Source organism: Aeromonas veronii bv. veronii (assembly GCF_000820225.1).
In the GTDB taxonomy this organism is placed as follows: domain Bacteria; phylum Pseudomonadota; class Gammaproteobacteria; order Enterobacterales; family Aeromonadaceae; genus Aeromonas; species Aeromonas veronii.
Genome location: NZ_CDDK01000004.1, coordinates 116,740 through 134,553 on the forward strand (window position 1 = coordinate 116,740; position 17,814 = coordinate 134,553).

General features: G+C 59.3%; 29 protein-coding genes. 16 read left to right on the forward strand and 13 right to left on the reverse strand.

Annotated features, from left to right (window positions below; genetic code table 11):
* Positions 1-59: 59 nt before the first annotated feature.
* The 13 genes from BN1139_RS20710 to BN1139_RS01770 form a co-directional block, all read right to left on the reverse strand.
* Positions 60-953, reverse strand: coding sequence for an ASCH/PUA domain-containing protein (locus BN1139_RS20710; protein ID WP_074045141.1), 894 nt, complete (start codon positions 951-953; stop codon positions 60-62).
* Positions 950-1,582: a hypothetical protein gene (locus tag BN1139_RS01725; RefSeq protein WP_041979952.1), complete on the reverse strand. Its 633-nt coding sequence runs from the start codon at positions 1,580-1,582 to the stop codon at positions 950-952. Before BN1139_RS01725 ends, BN1139_RS20710 begins: the two co-directional genes overlap by 4 nt.
* A complete protein-coding gene (locus BN1139_RS01730; RefSeq protein ID WP_041979954.1) occupies positions 1,579-2,094 on the reverse strand; it encodes a hypothetical protein in 516 nt (171 codons plus the stop codon). Before BN1139_RS01730 ends, BN1139_RS01725 begins: the two co-directional genes overlap by 4 nt.
* Entirely contained in the window at positions 2,091-3,002 is a 912-nt protein-coding gene (gene rdgC / locus BN1139_RS01735; protein WP_041979956.1) for a recombination-associated protein RdgC, read from the reverse strand. The genes BN1139_RS01730 and rdgC overlap by 4 nt, the downstream gene beginning before the upstream one ends.
* Positions 3,003-3,024: 22 nt before the next feature.
* The gene (locus tag BN1139_RS21585) at positions 3,025-3,201 is read right to left on the reverse strand and encodes a hypothetical protein (RefSeq protein WP_178378290.1); all 177 of its coding nucleotides are present in this window, start codon (positions 3,199-3,201) and stop codon (positions 3,025-3,027) included.
* A gap of 58 nt (positions 3,202-3,259) precedes the next feature.
* Positions 3,260-3,838 carry a phage N-6-adenine-methyltransferase gene (locus tag BN1139_RS01740; RefSeq protein ID WP_041979958.1) on the reverse strand — a complete coding sequence of 193 codons (579 nt, stop codon included), beginning with the start codon at positions 3,836-3,838 and terminating at the stop codon, positions 3,260-3,262.
* Positions 3,831-4,535 (reverse strand): hypothetical protein, encoded by a 705-nt coding sequence (locus BN1139_RS01745; protein WP_041979960.1) that lies wholly within the window; start codon positions 4,533-4,535, stop codon positions 3,831-3,833. Before BN1139_RS01745 ends, BN1139_RS01740 begins: the two co-directional genes overlap by 8 nt.
* Positions 4,532-5,752 carry a hypothetical protein gene (locus BN1139_RS01750; protein WP_041979962.1) on the reverse strand — a complete coding sequence of 407 codons (1,221 nt, stop codon included), beginning with the start codon at positions 5,750-5,752 and terminating at the stop codon, positions 4,532-4,534. Before BN1139_RS01750 ends, BN1139_RS01745 begins: the two co-directional genes overlap by 4 nt.
* A 54-nt stretch (positions 5,753-5,806) precedes the next feature.
* The gene (locus BN1139_RS01755) at positions 5,807-6,796 is read right to left on the reverse strand and encodes a RecT family recombinase (RefSeq protein WP_238325688.1); all 990 of its coding nucleotides are present in this window, start codon (positions 6,794-6,796) and stop codon (positions 5,807-5,809) included.
* Between the two features lie 77 nt (positions 6,797-6,873).
* Positions 6,874-8,283 (reverse strand): PD-(D/E)XK nuclease-like domain-containing protein, encoded by a 1,410-nt coding sequence (locus BN1139_RS01760; protein ID WP_041979965.1) that lies wholly within the window; start codon positions 8,281-8,283, stop codon positions 6,874-6,876.
* A 67-nt stretch (positions 8,284-8,350) separates the two neighbouring features.
* On the reverse strand, positions 8,351-8,512 hold the full coding sequence (locus BN1139_RS21590; protein ID WP_143231916.1) for a hypothetical protein: 162 nt from the start codon (positions 8,510-8,512) through the stop codon (positions 8,351-8,353).
* Between the two features lie 586 nt (positions 8,513-9,098).
* Positions 9,099-9,344: a hypothetical protein gene (locus BN1139_RS01765; protein ID WP_041979967.1), complete on the reverse strand. Its 246-nt coding sequence runs from the start codon at positions 9,342-9,344 to the stop codon at positions 9,099-9,101.
* Between the two features lie 531 nt (positions 9,345-9,875).
* Positions 9,876-10,610 (reverse strand): helix-turn-helix domain-containing protein, encoded by a 735-nt coding sequence (locus tag BN1139_RS01770; protein ID WP_238325689.1) that lies wholly within the window; start codon positions 10,608-10,610, stop codon positions 9,876-9,878.
* A 16-nt stretch (positions 10,611-10,626) separates the two neighbouring features.
* Here BN1139_RS01770 and BN1139_RS01775 point away from each other — a divergent pair, with 16 nt between their 5' ends.
* From BN1139_RS01775 to BN1139_RS01840, 16 genes are all read left to right on the forward strand, one after another.
* On the forward strand, positions 10,627-10,833 hold the full coding sequence (locus BN1139_RS01775; protein ID WP_041979972.1) for a Cro/CI family transcriptional regulator: 207 nt from the start codon (positions 10,627-10,629) through the stop codon (positions 10,831-10,833).
* A gap of 41 nt (positions 10,834-10,874) precedes the next feature.
* Positions 10,875-11,273 (forward strand): hypothetical protein, encoded by a 399-nt coding sequence (locus BN1139_RS01780; RefSeq protein ID WP_041979973.1) that lies wholly within the window; start codon positions 10,875-10,877, stop codon positions 11,271-11,273.
* Positions 11,274-11,278: 5 nt separating this feature from the next.
* Positions 11,279-11,497: a hypothetical protein gene (locus BN1139_RS01785; protein WP_041979975.1), complete on the forward strand. Its 219-nt coding sequence runs from the start codon at positions 11,279-11,281 to the stop codon at positions 11,495-11,497.
* Positions 11,498-11,550: 53 nt separating this feature from the next.
* Complete coding sequence (locus tag BN1139_RS21595) at positions 11,551-11,703, forward strand: hypothetical protein (protein WP_178378289.1); 153 nt, start codon at positions 11,551-11,553, stop codon at positions 11,701-11,703.
* The gene (locus BN1139_RS01790) at positions 11,700-12,614 is read left to right on the forward strand and encodes a DNA cytosine methyltransferase (protein ID WP_041979977.1); all 915 of its coding nucleotides are present in this window, start codon (positions 11,700-11,702) and stop codon (positions 12,612-12,614) included. Before BN1139_RS21595 ends, BN1139_RS01790 begins: the two co-directional genes overlap by 4 nt.
* Positions 12,611-13,582 carry a replication protein gene (locus BN1139_RS01795; RefSeq protein ID WP_052449558.1) on the forward strand — a complete coding sequence of 324 codons (972 nt, stop codon included), beginning with the start codon at positions 12,611-12,613 and terminating at the stop codon, positions 13,580-13,582. The genes BN1139_RS01790 and BN1139_RS01795 overlap by 4 nt, the downstream gene beginning before the upstream one ends.
* A complete protein-coding gene (locus tag BN1139_RS01800) occupies positions 13,582-14,253 on the forward strand; it encodes a replication protein P (RefSeq protein WP_052449559.1) in 672 nt (223 codons plus the stop codon). Before BN1139_RS01795 ends, BN1139_RS01800 begins: the two co-directional genes overlap by 1 nt.
* A complete protein-coding gene (locus BN1139_RS01805) occupies positions 14,240-14,542 on the forward strand; it encodes a hypothetical protein (protein WP_041979978.1) in 303 nt (100 codons plus the stop codon). Before BN1139_RS01800 ends, BN1139_RS01805 begins: the two co-directional genes overlap by 14 nt.
* Before the next feature lie 75 nt (positions 14,543-14,617).
* The gene (locus tag BN1139_RS01810; RefSeq protein ID WP_041979980.1) at positions 14,618-14,914 is read left to right on the forward strand and encodes a hypothetical protein; all 297 of its coding nucleotides are present in this window, start codon (positions 14,618-14,620) and stop codon (positions 14,912-14,914) included.
* On the forward strand, positions 14,911-15,108 hold the full coding sequence (locus tag BN1139_RS01815; protein WP_041979982.1) for a hypothetical protein: 198 nt from the start codon (positions 14,911-14,913) through the stop codon (positions 15,106-15,108). The genes BN1139_RS01810 and BN1139_RS01815 overlap by 4 nt, the downstream gene beginning before the upstream one ends.
* A gap of 2 nt (positions 15,109-15,110) precedes the next feature.
* Complete coding sequence (locus BN1139_RS01820) at positions 15,111-15,641, forward strand: Rha family transcriptional regulator (RefSeq protein ID WP_052449560.1); 531 nt, start codon at positions 15,111-15,113, stop codon at positions 15,639-15,641.
* A 2-nt stretch (positions 15,642-15,643) separates the two neighbouring features.
* Positions 15,644-16,237, forward strand: a complete 594-nt coding sequence (locus tag BN1139_RS01825) for a DUF1367 family protein (protein WP_041979984.1) — start codon at positions 15,644-15,646, stop codon at positions 16,235-16,237.
* Positions 16,234-16,563 carry a nuclease domain-containing protein gene (locus BN1139_RS01830; RefSeq protein ID WP_041979986.1) on the forward strand — a complete coding sequence of 110 codons (330 nt, stop codon included), beginning with the start codon at positions 16,234-16,236 and terminating at the stop codon, positions 16,561-16,563. The genes BN1139_RS01825 and BN1139_RS01830 overlap by 4 nt, the downstream gene beginning before the upstream one ends.
* Positions 16,560-16,694, forward strand: a complete 135-nt coding sequence (locus tag BN1139_RS21840; RefSeq protein WP_256689442.1) for a hypothetical protein — start codon at positions 16,560-16,562, stop codon at positions 16,692-16,694. Before BN1139_RS01830 ends, BN1139_RS21840 begins: the two co-directional genes overlap by 4 nt.
* Positions 16,676-17,116, forward strand: a complete 441-nt coding sequence (locus BN1139_RS01835; protein ID WP_238325690.1) for a hypothetical protein — start codon at positions 16,676-16,678, stop codon at positions 17,114-17,116. The genes BN1139_RS21840 and BN1139_RS01835 overlap by 19 nt, the downstream gene beginning before the upstream one ends.
* Entirely contained in the window at positions 17,113-17,811 is a 699-nt protein-coding gene (locus BN1139_RS01840) for a TIGR02642 family protein (protein WP_041979990.1), read from the forward strand. Before BN1139_RS01835 ends, BN1139_RS01840 begins: the two co-directional genes overlap by 4 nt.
* Positions 17,812-17,814 lie beyond the last annotated feature (3 nt).

Below are 17,814 nucleotides of genomic sequence, written 5' to 3' on the forward strand. Positions count from 1 at the left end.
TTTGGCGCCTGGGTTGATGCGGAGATATCTCTCCCGTGCGTCGGTGGCTTCTTCCCGGGTCAGGCCTGGCTGGATGATGGGGGCTCGGTAGCGCACGGCTCACCTCCTGATGGTATTGCTGCGGCAGGCAATGTCAGGGCCTCGGCAAGCAGGATGTATTCACCCTCGTCGTCTTGCTCCATTTCTGCGCCGCAGTCCTGACCGAAGGAATCGCAGTGCCCGCCAAGGGTGTAGCGCTGGAGGGATGCAATGTCAGACATCAGCACCAGCGCGTCAGCCGGATTCTGCTCCTGCATCATGGCGAACAGCTCTTCGCAATCGCCTGTCAGGGCGGCCTTGATATGGGCTGCAAAAATCTTGTGCCCCTCGGAAATCTGCTGGCTCGGCGCGCACTCGATAGCATCCTCCACATAGGGGAGTGCGAGCTTGAGTGTATCCAGCGCCCCCTTGAGTCGGCTCTGAAGCTGGTCGTGCTGCCCCTGCAGCTCGCGGTAGTCGGCTGCGACCGGTGAGGTGGTGGCATCAGTCCACTCGGTGTCTTGTCGGTCTGGCAGTTTGCCAGCCAGAGCCATTTCAACTCGCTCAAGGAAGGCATCAACAACCGGCAGATCGTCGATTGCCACCCCGATCGCCGGCACTATTTGGGTTACCTCCCGCAGCAGCTCCGCCATTACCCCGCACTGGCGGGTGGCGTCTGCAAGCTGCTCGGCCAGCTCCTGCTCGCGCTTGTTTGCCAGCCCCAGCACCACATATCCCGGCTTCTGCTCGAAGTCGGTGATGTAGCTGACGGTTCGCTCGGCCGTCTGGCTGGTGAACCCTTCATCCCACTCCCAGAGCAGCAAGGTATCCCCCACTTGGAAGTTGCGATCGGCGTTGTTGCGGATCTCGAAGGTCTTATCGCCGGAGACGACGGCGGCGAAGTATTCCGGCTTAATCTTGAGTTCGTGAATCACGATTGCTCTCCTTCCACAAATTCGAGTGCGGCGGCCACTTCCGGCAGCAGCTTGTCCCAGCTGGCGATATCGCCGTTCTTGTGCCAACCAGCTACGCCTTCACTGCTGTTCATCACGCCCTGCACCGCATACAGCGCATCGAGCAGCACATCCCGCTGCTTGGTCATGGCGGCCAGCTTCTCTGCCGGGGTGAGCCCATGCTTGCGCTGCATGGTGATGGTGAAGGGGCCGGTTTCAGGGTGGTTACCGCTCATCTCAAGGTAGTTAGTGGCGCCACTGGCCTTGAACTGGCCAGCGAACGAGGCGGCCAGCAGTTGCACCGCGACGCCTGAGATGCTGAGGTTAATACCGTCATTGGCGTCAAACTGGCTGATGAAGGCTTGCTTGGCCACGAACTCTGCCAGTGTCACGCCCTCCAGATCCTCGGTGGCGTAGCCGTCCAGCAGGTTGTAACAAGCAACCAGGCGCCCAGCGAAAGCGACCAATTCAGGGGAGTCATCTGTCTGCCCCTCCATCCTGACCACCACCTCTGCAATCGCGCCGTGCCCATCCACGTCAATGGTAGCGTTGCAGTCGTTGAGGTCATGACGCTGGTCCAGTCGCAGCACTGCGTTCTTGAAGTGAGTCATGCTGCCTTCTCCTGCCCAAGGCTTTGCTCAGCCGCATGGAACTCGCTACCCAAGATCTCGGTCATCATCGGCCCGACCTTGGCTCCGGTGCGCAGGTAAATCGCGCCGTCATGGGCAAACAAGGTGAAGCCACCGCCAAACAGCAGCTCACCCCAGTTCAGTCCCATGGACTCGTAAAGTGGATTGGCCTCCACCGATTCGGGGAACATGTCCCAGTAGCGATCTTGCAACTCCTTTTGCTCCTTGGCTTTGCCCTTTACCTTCCCGCGCCGCGGGGCTGACAGGTAGTGCTGGTCAGGCTTGGTCCAGAGATCTTTGTCTTCGCGCTGGGAGTAGTTGTTCAGCACCAGATTGGCGCACTTGAACTGGTGAACATCACTGCTGAACTTCGGTTTGCCATCAAACTCCTTGCCAAGAGCGTTGGCTTTCTCAATCAGGACACTCTTTGCAGTCTCAAAGTCGGCGTGAGCGGCCAGCACTTTGGCATCAGTGGTCTTGTAGAAACTGGTCATAGCGGAGCCTCCTCACCACCCAAGGCGGCAAACAGTGCGGGTATAAACTGGGACAGCTCGCCGGTCACCAGTGCAAAGTCGGCGTCCAGACGGGCAGCCGGATCCTCGCTGGTGATATCGTCGTTCTGCTCGCGCAGCTCCTCGCTGAACTTGAGGCGCTTGATGGAGAGGTCATCGCCCAGCACGAAGCTGATGCTTTCACCCCAGCAGAGGGCCAGCTTGGTGACCAGCTTGTCGTTGGCGAGGTGGTTTTTCACCTCGTCGGTCATCAAATCCTGCTGCTTGAAGCGGGCGATCCCGCCGTGTTCCATGGCGCTGCGCAGCTCGGATTCATCTTCCAGGGTGAAGGATGCCGGAAGGTTGCCCTCTTGCAGCCACTCGGTCATGGTGATTTCTGGCGGGTTCTTGAGTGCCACCGGCACCACCGGCAGGCTGCCGATGGACTTGCGCAGCAGGGCCAGCACGTCATCGGCCTTCTTGGCGGATGGCGCATCGACCATCAGCAGGCCGTCGGCCGGGTTGATCCACGCGTAAGTGTTGGATGTGCGACTGAATGCCCGGGGCAGCAGGGTGTGCAGCAGCTCCTCTTTCAGCGCCTCTTTCTCTTTCTTCTTGAGGGGGCGACCCTGCTCGAACTCGATCGCCTCTACCTTCTCGGCCAGCTGCTCTTTTACAACGGTAGATGGCAGCATTTTCTCCTCCTTGCGGGCGCAGATAAGGATTTGGCCGTTGGCGGAGTGGGTTAGGGTGCTGCCGAATTTGCCGAGCGGGCGAGTCCAGCCGAAGCGGGACATGTCCTGGCTGCCGCAGGGGGTGAAGGCGCAGGCTTCCAGTTGGGTTTCCAGTTGCTCAACGGTCAGGTCGAACGGGCGGGTAAAGCGGTACACTTGCAGGTTTTTAAACCACATGGTCAGAGGTCCTTTTGGTCGGTTAGTTGCGGGCTTTCGCCTGCAAGTCGTGGAGTTTCTTGGCGGCTGCTTCGGCTTGTGACCGGTTGCAGATGGCCCCGCCTGGCAGTACAAACTTGCCGCGCAGCTTGGGGTGGGGCATGACGACGCCCAACCCGATGACTACCGCGCCGCAGTAGGGGTTATCTGTGTCTTTCATGGGGGTCCTCGACTTATCCACCGTTTCTGTGTGGCTGGCGGTGGATGGTTTGGGGGTATCAGGCTGCAGCGCTGACGGGCTCTGCTCCGGCAAGCAGCAGGGTTAGCTTGCTGACATCGCGTATCCGGCACTCGCCGCGCCAGTTTGGTGCGAAGATGAGGAGCATGGAGCCCTTGGGGTTGCCCTTCATCTCTTCGCCGGTTGCCTTGTTAATAAAGCTCACCCGTCCATTGCGCCACTTTCCGTTCTCGTCGTGGTAGCCGGTGATGTGGCGCACCTCGCTGGCGCGCTCGCCGGGATACCATTCGGTGCTGGTGTCCTGCGGCACCAGCATGACGGTTCCGATGCCGCGGCCCTGCTGCTCGATGGCCTTTTCCACCCAGGGCCCGATATCGGAGTAGGGCGGGTTGAGCCATGCCCACGGCGAGCGCACCGACGGGCTGATAAAGTCGCCCCAGTCCACGCTCAGGGCGTCGATATCCGGCGTCAGGTACTTCTGGCAGAGCGCCGTTTCCGGCAGGGCGGCGGCATCGAGGACAAAGTTGAACTCCAGATCCAGCGCTCTGAACAGATAGAGCGGGGTCTGTGTCATGTCGCGGGTGGCTTCTGGAGTGGTGGAGCCGCGGTAGTCAGCCATTGGCAGCCTCCTTTCTGGCTTTGCTGTATCTGGCCGCGTCCTCGCAGTCGTCAATGTGGCTGGCTCCATACTTCTCTCTGGCCGCCTCGGCGCAGGTGTATGCCTCGTATGGGTTAAGACCCCAGGTGACCTTCCCGCAGTCAGGGCAGTTGCCGCGGTGGCGGCCGGTTGTCGGTCGCTCGCGGCGGCGCTTTGGCATACGGATCCCGGCAACGGTGATCATTCGGCGCTCGTTGACGTTGCGCGCTTGGAATGTGCGGCGGCTGATGGACTTCACGTACTCAAGCGGGTAAAAGGCTACCTCATCGTTCCACAGAGCATGCCGTACCTCCTCTGCGGTCAGGATCAGCGCATCAGACAGGCAGACTGTCGAACCCTTCTGGGCCTTCCAGTAGACATCGTTCCCGTCGAAATCACCGATGCAGCAGTGGATCACGTACTGATCACAACCTTCTTTCAGGCCTGCCATGCTGTCATCAAGATACTGGTGATCCACCCGCACGGTAGCGAGCTCATCGACCAGCGCTTTACTGAGCGGAACATCGGTGTAGCGGTCGTTGAAGTGGCTCTGGGCCTCCTCCAGCGTGTAGACGTGGGCTTTGTCCAAGTTTGAGGTGTAGCCATTGCCATTTAGCGCCCAGAACATGCAGGTGCTGCCTACATTGGTTCTGGTGTCGCGCAGATAGAAGCCTGTCATGCCGCCTCCTTGTGCTGTTCCGGTTGCTGGCTGGCTGCGAACTGCTCTTTCTCCCACTGGCGAACCGCAGCTTGACCTGCGCTGATGATCTGATCGGCCAGCTTGGCGCCAATGCCCTTGATTGCCAGCAGCTTGTCGCTCTGGTTAACCATCAGCTTCCACAGGTCGGTGATGCCAGCACCTTCCAGCAGTCCCTGCACCTTGGCGTTGAGGCCAATCTCGCTGATGTGGACTGTCTGCGCCCACTCGGCGCGGGGTTGCAAGTGAGGGTGGGTGATAGCCAACGCATCGAGCATGAAGGCGTGGATGTCGCGGATCGCCTCCATCGGGATGTCTCGGGCGATGACGCTCGGAAATATTGGGCTCATCCACTCACTCAGCATCACAGTGCAACCGGTGGCGTCTGAGCGCATGGCGTGGAGCTTCCAGTCCAGATCGTTCAGCAGGTAGCTCTTGTCAGACTGGATACCACCCTCTACCAGGTAGACATTCCAGCGGATGCCGTTGCCGTCAGGGTAGTGATTGCGCAGGTGCTTGCCCCACAGCAGGCTGATCTCCTTGAACCGGGCCATATCGTTGATGACCTGCTGGCGCTCATCCAGATCGGCCTGCTGCTGGTTGATGATGGCTGTCAGCTCGGTCACGCTGCGGGAAAGCCGGGTGTTGTCGCGGCGGTACCCGCTGATTTCGTTCTTGCTGGCGTTGATGGCGTTCAGGCGCTCTTCCAGCTTCTTGCGCTGCTCCGCCACCTTGCGCTTCAAGCCTTCAGGATCCATTGCCTTGTAGGCTTTGATGGTGCGTTCCAGCTCGCGGATCTGGACGTTGGCAGCGTTGAGATCTGCCTGAGCTCCGTCAGCCTTGCGGTTTGCGGCGTAGACGGCGTTTTCAGCCTGCTCTGCTTTGGCGCTGGCCTCTTCCTGTGCTGCTGCGATGCGCTGCTCGGCCTCTGCTACCTGCTGGTGCAACTGGCTGACCAGTGCGATCTGGTCGTTCAGCTCGGCATCTCGTGCTTCCAGCTGGTCAATCAGTTCATTGAACTGGTCTATATGGGCATTGGCAGACTCGCTGATCATGGTCAGGTTGGCGGTGAGCAGGGTTTCAAAGCTGCCGATGGCGGCCTTGGCCGGGCCGTCCGGCATCTGGATGATGGCGCGGATCTGGCTGGTGAGGGTGTTCAGGGCGAGGCTGGTTGCCTCGCTGGGGTTCAACGTGGTCATGGTTCGGGTCCTGTTGGGAAAGAGAAAGCCCAGCAAGCGCCAGGCTTTGGTTGGTTAGGCGGCTCGCTTCTTATCGAGGCCAAGGCGCGCAATGTTGGTGCGATAGATTTCGTTCGCCTGGGCCTTCTGCTCTTTGTTCAGCTTGTCACCCATTTCAGTAATGACAGACAGCGCTGAGCGCAACTCAGTTGCTGACTCGGCGATGTCGAGCTTGAATAGGGCATCTGCGAGCTGATCAGCAATCTCCGGGTCAACATCCGGCACTACCGGCTCGGGTTCGCTATGCGGCTGCTCAATGACGCTTTCCGCCTGCCCCTCGATGACCGCCCCCTTGTTTGCCTCTGCTTGCTGCTGCGCCCGCTTGGCTGCAGCTCTCTCGGCGAGGTTTTCGGTGGCAGACTTGTTGCCGCCATCCGGGCCGGTCGGCGTAAAATCAGGGTTGATTTCGCGCTCTTCCAGCTCATCGACGGAGTAAACACCAAGAATTACGTCAGGGGTGTAGAGGCGAGCCCAGCGCTTGACACCAAGATAGGCCAGCTGTTGCTTCGGGTCGTCGGCCCACAGCGTCGAGTTGCGGGTGCGCGCCTGCTGCAGCAGCAGCTTAACCTCGCGCACCTGGCCGTTAGCCAGCGCGGCAATGACCTTTACCCCGCAATCTTTCTCATCAGCAAAGCTCCAGTCTGGCACCCGGTAAACGGCCCCTTTCTTATCGGGATCCTTGCTCTGGACCTCTTTGAACTTGCCGATGACGCGCTCCCACGGCCCGAAAAACTCATAGTCAAAGCGCCCCTTGATGACGCCGGAGTTTACCACCACGGCGTTGACCAGTTGGGCCTCATAACCGAGCGTTCCGTTGACAAGGTGGGTTTTTTGCGCCACAGGGAAGGGGTTCATACCCCACTGCACCGCTTGCAAGCAGATGGCAAAGCAGTCGGCCTGATTGCCGCGCAGATGTTGCGGCACGGTGGCCTTGCCGCTGGCCATCATGGCTGCCATCTTGTCGATGCTAGCCATGAAATCCATATTCATCATCAGGCTCAGCATGTTTGCCTGACCGCGCTCATTGGCCAACACAGGGGCCGCGCTCTGGGTTGCTACTGTATTTTCCATGTCGATGTTCCTTAGAAGAGGCTGTCTGGGAGTTCTTCGGCCACCGGCTCATGACTGATCACGGTGGGGGTGAATGGCTCTTCGTTGTTGATGCGGTGGCGTTCTGCTGCCGCCTGGTACTGAGGCACGTTGATTTCGCCCATGCCATCGTGGCCCGGGTAGTAATTAGCCTTGCGCCAGGTGACGATGTTGCGCACTACCATATCGCGCAGCTCAAGGCCGCGGCGCCGATCCTCCTGCCCGTAGAAGTAGACGCCGACCATGATGGGCTTGTAGACGTCATGACCAAGGGGGCCGTCCTTCTCCACCGCGATAAACACGAAGCTGGCCGGGTGTCCGGTTACCGCTTCATAGCCGTCGGTGTAGTGGGCGTCCTGAATGTGGTAGTTGTGGGCCGAGCCATCGCGGGCAAATGCCGCTTCGCTGGCGTTGCGCACAAATTTCAGGTCAACCAGCACATGATCCGGGCGTTTCCAGTCAGGCCGGCATTTCAGCAGCTCACCGGTTTCTGGGTGGTTCCAGTAGATACTGGTCTCAGCCTCGCCCTCATCCAGCAGCACGGCTGCCTCCGGATGATTCAGGACAGCTTCGCGGTAGCGCAGGGCGTGGATGTATTCGTTATTGGTCACGATCACCTTGTCGCCAGCTTGCTCGCGGAACTGCTCTTTCAGCTCGTCGAGGAATTTCGCGTCAGGATTGAAGGTGCGGATCCGCTCTGCCATTTCCGCTTTGGTGCCGCTGAGTGGGAGGGGATCCGGCAGCGTGGCAATGCGCTCTGCTCGCTCCAGCTCTTTGGCGCCAATCTTGGCGTAGTTCTCGAGCACGGCCTGATAGCTGCCCTTGCTCTTGAGTGGCTTGGTCAGCGTATCGTTGTAGGCTTTGACGCATGCCTTGAGCGCTGTAGCTGTGCGCTTGTCATCTTCGCCGATGGTCTGGAAGCTCTCAGGGAGCTGGCAGTATGCTGCCTCGGCATCGCCCACCGTGGATCCAAGCTCGATGGGTGGGGTCAACTTGGCGTTGTACGCCTCAATGGCATCAGCCAGCTCCTGCAGCTCTGGGCGCTTCTCGAGACCGGCGTTGTACTCTTCGATGGCCGCCTTCATCTGGTCTGCACCAACAAAGGCATCTTCCGGCCACACCGGCTCGATGGCGTATTCGCTTTCGAAGTCGCCAAACTCCAACACAATCTTGTGCAGGATCTTGCCTTCGCGGAACGGCACAGTTTCTTTCTGCTGGTTGCCGTCAATCTTGTAGTAGCGGTAGTGCTGGCCGGATATCAGCGCCAGATCCAGGCTGCTTTTCGATTCGCCCGCGCTGCCGTGGTAAACATCGCTCGGGATGTCGCTATACATGCAAGGCGCGACAGGGATGAAGGTTTCAATCACCTGCTCGGCGATCTCGGTTTTTGCTGGTGCATTCATGGGGGTTGGTCCTCTGGTGGTCAATCTGCGGCCCCTTGCATAAGGAGCGTATATTCAACTTTCGAGACTACAGCTCTAGCTCATGTCGCAGGGCGCGCTTTTCGTGGTACTCCTCGATGGCGCGGCGTTCTGCTGCGCTGGGTTCGACGCTCACGCTGTAGCGGTGTTCAGTACGGGGCGGCATGGAGCCGCGAAAGCCCATCACCTGGGCTTCGGTCAGATTTTTCATGGTCGGGGTCATCTTGGTTATCCAAAGGCGGCCACAGCTTCGACGCCATGTTGTTGCCAGCTCCACCGGAGCCGCCTTGGGATACCCGCTGTTGCCAGCGGGCCTGCCGGTTACGTTATCCGGCGCTGTCTGGTCAGCCGTTCGTGTGTCGCGCTCCCGCGGCCGATAACAGGTGTCCACCCCAGAGTTGTGGACTGCTCTACCCATGCCACTTAGCTTGTTGACCCTCACCAGATGCAAAGCTGGCTTCCCACGAAGGGAACTCGGGGCGCCATCACTACTGGCGCATGGATTGGCCGCTTCTAACGGCTGTCGGTCACATCGTTCGCACTCCCTGTTGTGTTGAGGTCGCAATAGTCGAGTGATAAATCGTTCACGTTCACGCACCGCTTTCCGAATTGACGGGTTATCGGCGCATCCCTACCGGCATCGGGATTCGTGGTTGTGAGCCGGTTCCGAGTTGTTAAAGAGCGGTGCAACGCTGCTTCTTTTGGCAAAAAGAGGTTGCAGATAGCCAAAGCGCACTTGTGGCACTTGTTGAAATGGGCTTTGGCTACGGCGCTATGAGGGAAGCGCCAGACCCGGGTCAGATGGCGTTGCGGTGGAACTCGGCGCGCCAGTGGAGGAGGGCGCTGTGCTTGGTAAAGCCTGTGGTGCGGCGCTGGGCTGCGCGGGCCGCCACAATTCGGTGCCGCTCGGTCTGCATCATGGCAACGGTCAAGCGCTGCTTGATGGTTCGGCGGCGTGCGGCATTGCCATTGAACTTGTCAGCGATGGCGAAGAGGATCTGGTCTGCGTGATGCGCGGCTCTGGAAAAAATGCTCTTGGTCATGGTACATTTACTCCTGTTGGCGAGTAGGTCCTCGCTAATTCCCACCGGGTCAACTGGTTGGGGTCCTGATTGCTGGGGTGGTCCCCTGGCGTCTGGCGGGATGGTCTCCCGCCCTTCAAAGCCCGCCCTGTGCGGGCTTTGTCGTTCTTACGCGCTGGTCAGGCGCTTTTCACTTCTGCCCTGGTTAGGGGCTGGGTCCTGATTGCCGGGTTGCACTCAATTCTTTACTGGTCTTTTACTCCGCCAGATCCGGAGGTTTGCCGGTTACGTCTCCGGCCCGGGCTCTCACCGTTCGTGTGGCATTACCCAAGACCCTCACCACGATTGGCCGCCTTCCACGCTGCCCCTTGCTGTTATCGGTCTTGGTTGTTCGATTGCTTTACCGAACAAGGCAAAGGTTAATATTCCCGAACACTTGCGTCAATAGAAAATGTTCGGTTTTACGAACTATTTTTTTAGTAGGTGATGTAGCTGCCAAGTGGTGGGCACAAAAAAGCCCGCGCGATGCGGGCTTGATTGAGGTTGGTGCAGTTACTCTTTCGTGTTGCGGCGCAGTTCGACCATGCGGCCGAAGATAATGGCGTCCTTGATGGGCACCACTCCAAGGCGCTGATCATCGGTTACCAGTGTAATGCCAGAGAGGCCGTCGAGCGCCTTAAGCAGCCGATCCTGCTCGCTGCTGACTATCCTCGCCAGCACCACGTCGTTATGGCGTGGCGTCCGGTCGGCCAGATCAATAACGCAGATGTCGCCGCTCTTGATGCCTGAGCCAGCGAGGTTGTCATCGTTGGCAATGATGCCGATCAGCTGGCCATCGTAATCACTGTATATGGTGCCGCGCCCATCAAGGGTGTGCAGGGCATCGGTTGGGTGCTCTGTGAGGTCTGACATTTCCCATACCGCCACTTTGCCGAGGTGCGTGTCTGCTACATAAGTGCCGCTCTCTTTACCGGTATAGAGCCATAGCGGGTCGCATCCGAGCGCTTTGGCAATGGAGAGCAGGCTGCTGACGCGCAAATCCTTGAGCGGGTCAGACAGCAGAACGGATATCACCGCTTTGCTCACGCCTGACTTGCGCACCAGATCGGCCTGGTTCCAGCCGCGCTCATTGAGCATGTATTTCAGTCGATCTCTGAAAGAGGTCATGTCGCACTCGTTCGAATAAAAAAACACTTCCTCATTTTGTCCTATTTCTTGTGCGCTATGCCGATGGTTGACTTGTTCGGAAAAGCGAACCAAAATGAGTTCTGTATTACCAGTATCCATAAAAGGACCCCGACCAATGAAGAAAGACCAAGCCATCCAGTTTTTTGGCGGCAGTAACGCCATGGCGCGAGCCGTTGGCGTGACCAAAAGCACCGTATCCGAATGGCCCGAAATCATCCCGGCCAAGTATGCCACGCGCATCCACTTCGCCTCCGGCGGCAAACTTGATTTCTGCCTTGAGGATTACCGCCCGGAGCAAACGGAAACCCAGCAGGCCGCCTGACCAACGGCCAGCCTTACCCCAACCACCAGAGGACCCTGACCATGGGAAGACCAGCCCTGTCTGATCACGAAAAAATGGACACCCTGTCACCCTTGCGGGTGCGCGGCACTGTCGGCCACCGACAAGTGTGGCAGGAAGTCGGTGCCGAAGTCGGCATGACTGAAACCGCATTTGCCCGCACCTCGCTGCTTATGCTGCTCAATTCCATATCAAAGCATGAGCCCCAGATCCTGGCGAGAGCCGTCAAACGGGCCAATCGGAGCCTGATCGAACAGGGTTACCCGCCCGTCACTGTCGAGGAGATCCTGAAAGGGGATGGCCTGCCAGAGCGCGGTCTGCTGACCTTCTCGCCGCAAGATGAGGCCATCTATGACGAGGAGCGCCCCAAGAAGCCGGTGCAAAAGCTCATCGGCCTGATCAATTTCGTTTTAGGGAGATAACTGCAATGACTATCAACGCCAGACCGCCACGCCCCGCAGCCCAGCACGTCAGCGAACGGGACAACATTATTCTGAAATCCGTTATCCATGAGTTGTCGCTCGAGCTGGACACCTCGCTGATCCCGACTGCGCACGCTGCCGGTACCGACAAGACAGCCGTTCGACTCTCCCGGGAGTTGATGGCCCGCAAAATCGAGCGCGCCGAGCAACAAGCCTGCGCATAAACACGCTAATCACGGCCTGACTCACCACCAGGCTGTTAATCAGGACCTCAAAAATGACCATTGAACCCAAGGCCCATGGGGCCGCTCTCCTTTGTGCCGATCTGGATCACTGCCCAATGTGTGGCAGCGAGCTGCGCACCGGTAACGATGACCGCTCATTTGAATGCCCGGGATGTGAATACACCGAGCAGGAGGTGGCGGCATGAAAGCAATCGACCTTTTCGCTGGCCTTGGTGGCTGGTCTACCGGTGCTGTTATGGCTGGTTGCGAAGTGCTATGGGCAGCCAATCACTGGCAGGAAGCTGTTCACTGGCACAGCGAGAACCACCCGGATACCCAGCATATCTGCCAAGACCTGCATCAAGCCGACTGGACGCAGGTGCCAAGCCATGATCTGCTGCTCGCATCCCCATGCTGCCAGGGGCACAGCAAAGCGCGAGGCAAGGCAAACGGAAACCCGCAGCACGATGCCAGTCGCTCCACTGCATGGGCCGTGGTGTCTGCCCTTGAGTTTCACCGGCCGCAAGCCGCCATAGTCGAGAACGTGCCCGAGTTCCTTGATTGGTCGCTGTATCCGGCATGGGCGGCAGCCATGCAGGCGCTGGGTTATTCCTTGGCGCCGCATGTGGTCAATTGCGCCGATCTCGGGGTGCCACAAGAGCGTATCCGCATGTTTATCGTCTGCACTCGTTCAGCAAACCCATTAATCCTGAACCTGCCGAAGTTGGACCATGTTCCGGCGTCGCAGTTCATTGACTTCAACGCTGGGCGCTGGTCACCAATAGCCAAGCCGGGGCGGGCGGAAGCAACGCTGGAGCGAGTTGCAAACGGTAGGTCGGTCCACGGCGACCGGTTCGTGATGAGCTACTACGGCAACACCCGTACCGGGCGCAGCATTGATCGGCCAATTGGCACCATCACCACCCGAGATCGCTGGGCTGTAGTGGACGGCGACCGTATGCGGATGCTCACGGCAGAAGAAAACCTGCTGGCAATGAGCTTTCCGCGCGATATCAAGCGCCCAGACAACCACCGGCTGACTGTTCACATGGCTGGCAATGCCGTTCCGCCCCTGGCAGGCAAGCGGATCATTCAGGCACTGGTGGAGGCAGCATGAACACCGTTATCAAATTCCCGGGGGCTAGTGCCCCTCAAACCACCCAGAAGGAGGTTCGTGTGGCTGACCTTGATGATGGGTATACCCGCACGGCGAATGAGATCCAGAAGGCCAAGTGCAAGCTGCGCATGGCAGGGAGAGAGCTCAATGTCCTTGATGCGGTTATCTACTCCACCTATGGCTGGAACAAGAAGCGCGACCGCCTCACAAACACCTATTTGGCGGACCTGTGCGACATGGACCCGTCCGATGTAAACAAGGCCCTTCTTGTGTTGGCTCGACGTCGCATTATCACTCTTGAGAAGCTTGGCCATATGAAAATTGTAGGCGTAAACAAGGTGATCAGTGAGTGGGTATACGCCAGAGAAAAGACCCAAAAGGGTATTGGCAATTTCACCAAAAAACCGGGCAATTCTACCCAAAATGATGGGCGTTTTGACATTTCAAATCAGGTGAAAACACCCAACACCCAAGACAGTCTTACCCAAGACAATATAAAAACCTCTTCGTCGAAGAACGCTGACGCGCTCCCCGACGCCGGAGCTGTTGAGTCGGTTTCTGCCGCTGTCGAGAAGATCCGGCCAGATGCTGCCATCCAGACCCCGAGCGGGAAATTCTGGGGCACTCAAGATGACCTGACCTGCGCTGAATACATCCACAGCAGGGTGCTTGTGGTGAACCCAACGGCCAAGGCCCCCAACTGGGCGCAGTGGGCGAACGATATCCGCCTGATGCGAACCCAGCTTGGATACACCCATCACGATATCTGCTCGCTGTTCAAGTGGGCCAACCTGGACCCGTTCTGGTCAGCCAACGTGCTATGCCCCAAGACCCTGCGCAAGCAGTGGGACAAGCTCACTGCCAAGCGTGCTGGTGTGGTGCGCCAGCCGGCGCGTGGCGAGGAGTGGGATCTGACCAAGACCATGACCGCCGACAAGCTCAACCAGATGATTCAGGAGGGGTACTGATGACCATGAGACCGTTAAGCGAAGTCCTGGCTGGCATGCCGAGTGAGTTACCTATCACGCCAGTGCGCCAAGTGGCTGCCGTGGTTACCGAGCGCGACACCCAGGTCGTGAGCAAGCTGATTGAGCAGCTCAAGGTGATTTTCCCTGCCTGGCAGCGGTCATTTCCCACGCTCGAGATGCAGGAACGGGCTCTGCGGGAGTGGACGGTTGCGCTGGTTGAGGCCAACTGCACCAGCCGTGATCAGCTGAGTCAGGGGATGCGGGTTGCTCGCTCTCAGGAGATCCCGTTCTTCCCTGGGCCAGGGATGTTTATCAAGTGGTGCGAGATCACGCCGGAGTCGCTGGGCCTACCGACAGTGGACGCGGCCCTGGTCGAGGTCAGAACCCGCCGGTTTACCCATCCCGCAGTGGAGTTGGCCGCCAAGGCGACGAGCTGGGAACGCCAAACGCTCAGCCTGGATGATTACCGCCCTGTGTTCGAGCAGGCATACGCCCAGCTGCTGCGCCGGGTCGTTGCCGGAGAGGATCTTGGGGCGGAGGTGCGCAAAGGGCTGCCAACGCGTGAGCAGATCCAGCACAGCCCGGAGTATTACCAGCAAACCGGCCAGCGCGGCGTGGAAAGCCTCAAGGCCCTGTTCAAGCGTGGAGGGATGGCCAATGTTCAATCTTGACGTGATCGCCGCGGTCAAGGCCGCGAAGTTTTGCCGGGTGGTGGTCTATCCGGCCATTCGTGGATGGTGCGGGGAGCGGGTGCTGCTCGAAGTGGCAGACGAGATCTCCGTGCTGGGACACACCGATTGCCAGCGCGGGGCAGGGCACTGGCTGGTGCTCGACACGACGCCTGAGCAAGTTGCGGAGGAGGCCGAACGGCTGAGAGGCGCGCCAGTACTGGTGTTGAGAGGCGGTGTTGCAAATGGAGCTGTGGATAACTTTTGTGGGGAGGGCCTTGCCAACCAGTGACAACCGGTATATCGCGCCGTAACATGTTCATGCCGGACTTAGACCACCCGGCTGTTTGACCAAAAGGACCCGACCATGACCGCAAAATCGAATACCCGAGATCTATCCGTTGCGACCCAGCTGGGGCGCGTCATCGCGATAATGCGCGACGGAAAAGCCCGCACCCTGCGCGAAATCGAGCGCGAGTGCTGGAACCGCTTCGGCCACGCCGACACCCAAGCCGCCATCAGCGCCCGCCTGCGCGAAGTCTGCTGCCACGGCTGGGTAAAACACTCCACCTGCCAGACCATCGACAGCAAGCAGGTTTGGCATTACAGCCTCTCTCCGTTCCCCACTGCGGAAGCCGTTGCGGCTAAGGCGGTGGCAGCATGACAAACTTCCTCGGATTCAAGCTATCCACATCGGATGTTGTTCGCACCGTGAGCCTTGGTGATGAAATCCTATCCGATAGCATCCCGGTATTTCGCGCCGGCTACTCATACTGCCACCCCAACCCGCGCAATGACAGGGCCGCAAAACGCCAGCGTGCCGCAGCCAAGCGCCGCAACAAAGCCAAGCGGGGGTGAGGATGAGCAACCTGAGCAAAACCCAAGAGGCCCAATTCCGTGAGCTGGTGATCGCCAAACACGGTGAGGCGTTCACAACCTCCCGCAAGGTCGCTGAGCTGTTTGGTAAGCGGCACTCCGATGTTATGCGCGCCATCTCCAATCTTGAGTGCAGCGCCAGCTTCAACGAGCGCAATTTTGCGTTGGTTGAGTATCGCGATGGGAAAGGGGAGGCTCGACCTGAATACCTCATCACCAAAGATGGAATGGCATTCCTGGTGATGGGCTTCACAGGCAAGCAGGCTGCCCAGTTCAAGGAGCTCTATATCCTTGCCTTCAACTGGATGGCTGAGCAGATCCGCACCACCCATGAGCTGACCAGCTGGCAGCACGACTTCACCCGCAGAGAGGCTGTATCTGTTGCCAACGGCACTCTGCATGGGCAAGGTCTGGCCCGCCGCCGTATCGAGAAGCATGCGCTGAGCCAGGAGCAGGCAGCTATCCATGCCAAGCTACAGCTGTGCTTGAACCTGATCGGTGAGGAGGCAGCATAACCATGGAGCTTACCCTTCTGAAAATGTCAGGCGGGGTGCTCGCCCCGTCCACTCCGGCCGACGCCGAAGCCATCAAGCTTATGCCGATCGGTACCACCATCCTGGCCAAGGGAAAGGGGCGCCGAAATCTGGCGTTTCACCGCCGTTTCTTCGCTCTGCTCAACCTGACTTTCGATTACTGGGAGCCAACTGGCGGCATGGTATCGCCAGCCGAGCAGGGGATCCTGTCCCGATTCGTTCGCTACCTCGCCCAGTTTGGCGCAGGCAGCGTGCTGGACAAAGCCAAGGATGAGTTTATCGACCAGTTGGCCAGCAGCCGCATCGAGCGCCACGGCCCCCAGGCTGAGAAGTCGTTTGAGGTGATGCGCAAGTGGCTCACCGTTGAGGCAGGTTATTTCACCGTGGTGATGCTGCCGGATGGTGGTATGCGCAAGGAGGCCAAGAGCGTCAGCTTCGCCAAGATGGAGCAGGCTGAGTTCTCCGACCTGTACCGGGCTGTGTTCGGGGTCTGCTGGCGCTATGTGCTGAGCAAGCAGTTTGCCACCGAGGAGGAGGCTGAGAACGCCTGCTCCCAGCTGATGGGGTTTGCCGGATGAGATTCGAGACCAGCCCAATCCGCTCTGGCGATCTGCGCGATGGCGCTCGCGGCCAGATCTGCAAGATCCAGCTCGCCGGGGTCTGTATCGGTGGCACTGAAACCACCGTGCTAGCCCATCTGCCCAGCGCTCCGCATGGAATGGCACTCAAGGGGGATGATTTGGTGGCTGTTGAGGCGTGCTGCGCTTGCCATGACGCCATTGATGGCCGTATCGCCTACGACTGGCAGCCCGGGGAGCGTGAAGAGGTCACCTATAGCGCCCTGACACGTCAGCTGCACAGCTGGGTGGTGCGCGGGCTTGTTAGTGTGAAGGGGGCGGCATGATCACTGCAATCGTTTACTGGATGATGAAATTTCAGTTTGGCGCCGACTGGTCATACTGGAGCCTGGTTTTGCCGGTGATAACTGATCTGGTGATCATCGGGGCGTTAGAGAAATGGAGCGCACACCTGTGATCCGTCTCTCTGCCATCGACGCAGCCCGCCTGCTGGATAAACACCCGAAAGCCAAGGCGGTAGCGAACCAAGCCAAGAAATCCAAGCAGGTGGATGAGCTGCACGGCAAGGTGATGGCCCAGCTGGTCGGCTTCCCTGACCCTGCCACCGAGCTGGTATTTCACCCCAAGCGCCGCTGGCGTCTCGATTATGCCTGGCCCACCCGCATGATCGCCGTCGAGATCCACGGTGGTATCCACTCCGGTGGGCGCCACACTCGCGGCAAAGGGTTCATAGAGGACCGCGCCAAGATGAACGAGGCCCGCTTATTGGGTTGGACTGTCATCGAGGCCACGCCAGAGCACATCAAATCCGGCCAGCTGCGTGCATGGCTGCTCACCGCTTTCAATCAGGACCAAGACCAAACGAGGACCAACCCATGAGTAATTCACTGGAAATGGCACTGCGCCTGTTCTCACCAAAGGGGGCGCTCCATGAGCCAACCTCCAGCAACTTCAACGCCCTGGGGCGGGATGATTTTATCGGCGCCCTGCAGGTGGCCGCCAAAAACAACCCGCAGGGGCTCCAGTTCCTGATGGCCGATCACCAGCTCGACGCTTCCGCCATCTCTGAGCTGGCAGCGCATTTTGAGGGGGAGATAGGCAATGCCGAGGCCGGTGGCATGGCGCTGGCTATCCTGCTGCGCCGCCCGCTGCCTGAGCAGCTGGACAGACTGGTGCTGTCTCACCCCCATTACGACAAGGAGCGCCGCCGCGCCGCCGTGGTGATGGAGAAGGCCAAGCGTGCCCACCGGGCCGGTAATGACCACGAATATCAGCGCCTGCTGGCTGAGCGTAACGGGATCTTGTCTCTCGCCCACGACCACTGTGTCGCCGAGATGCTGCAATCCGGCCGCTGCCCGCACTGCAAGGGGACCGGGATCCGCCCCCGCAAGGGGGACGAGTGCCCCAAGTGCCACGGTACCGGGCGAGTCGTGCCGCATGCTGATATGGTGTCACGCCGGTTCGGGCAGGAGATGCGCCAGCGCGTAGAGCGGCTAGTTGATGAGGTGATACACCAAGCCTCTGACCTGTCCAAGATTATGGACCGGCAAGTGCGCCAGATGCGGGCTGCGTAGGGG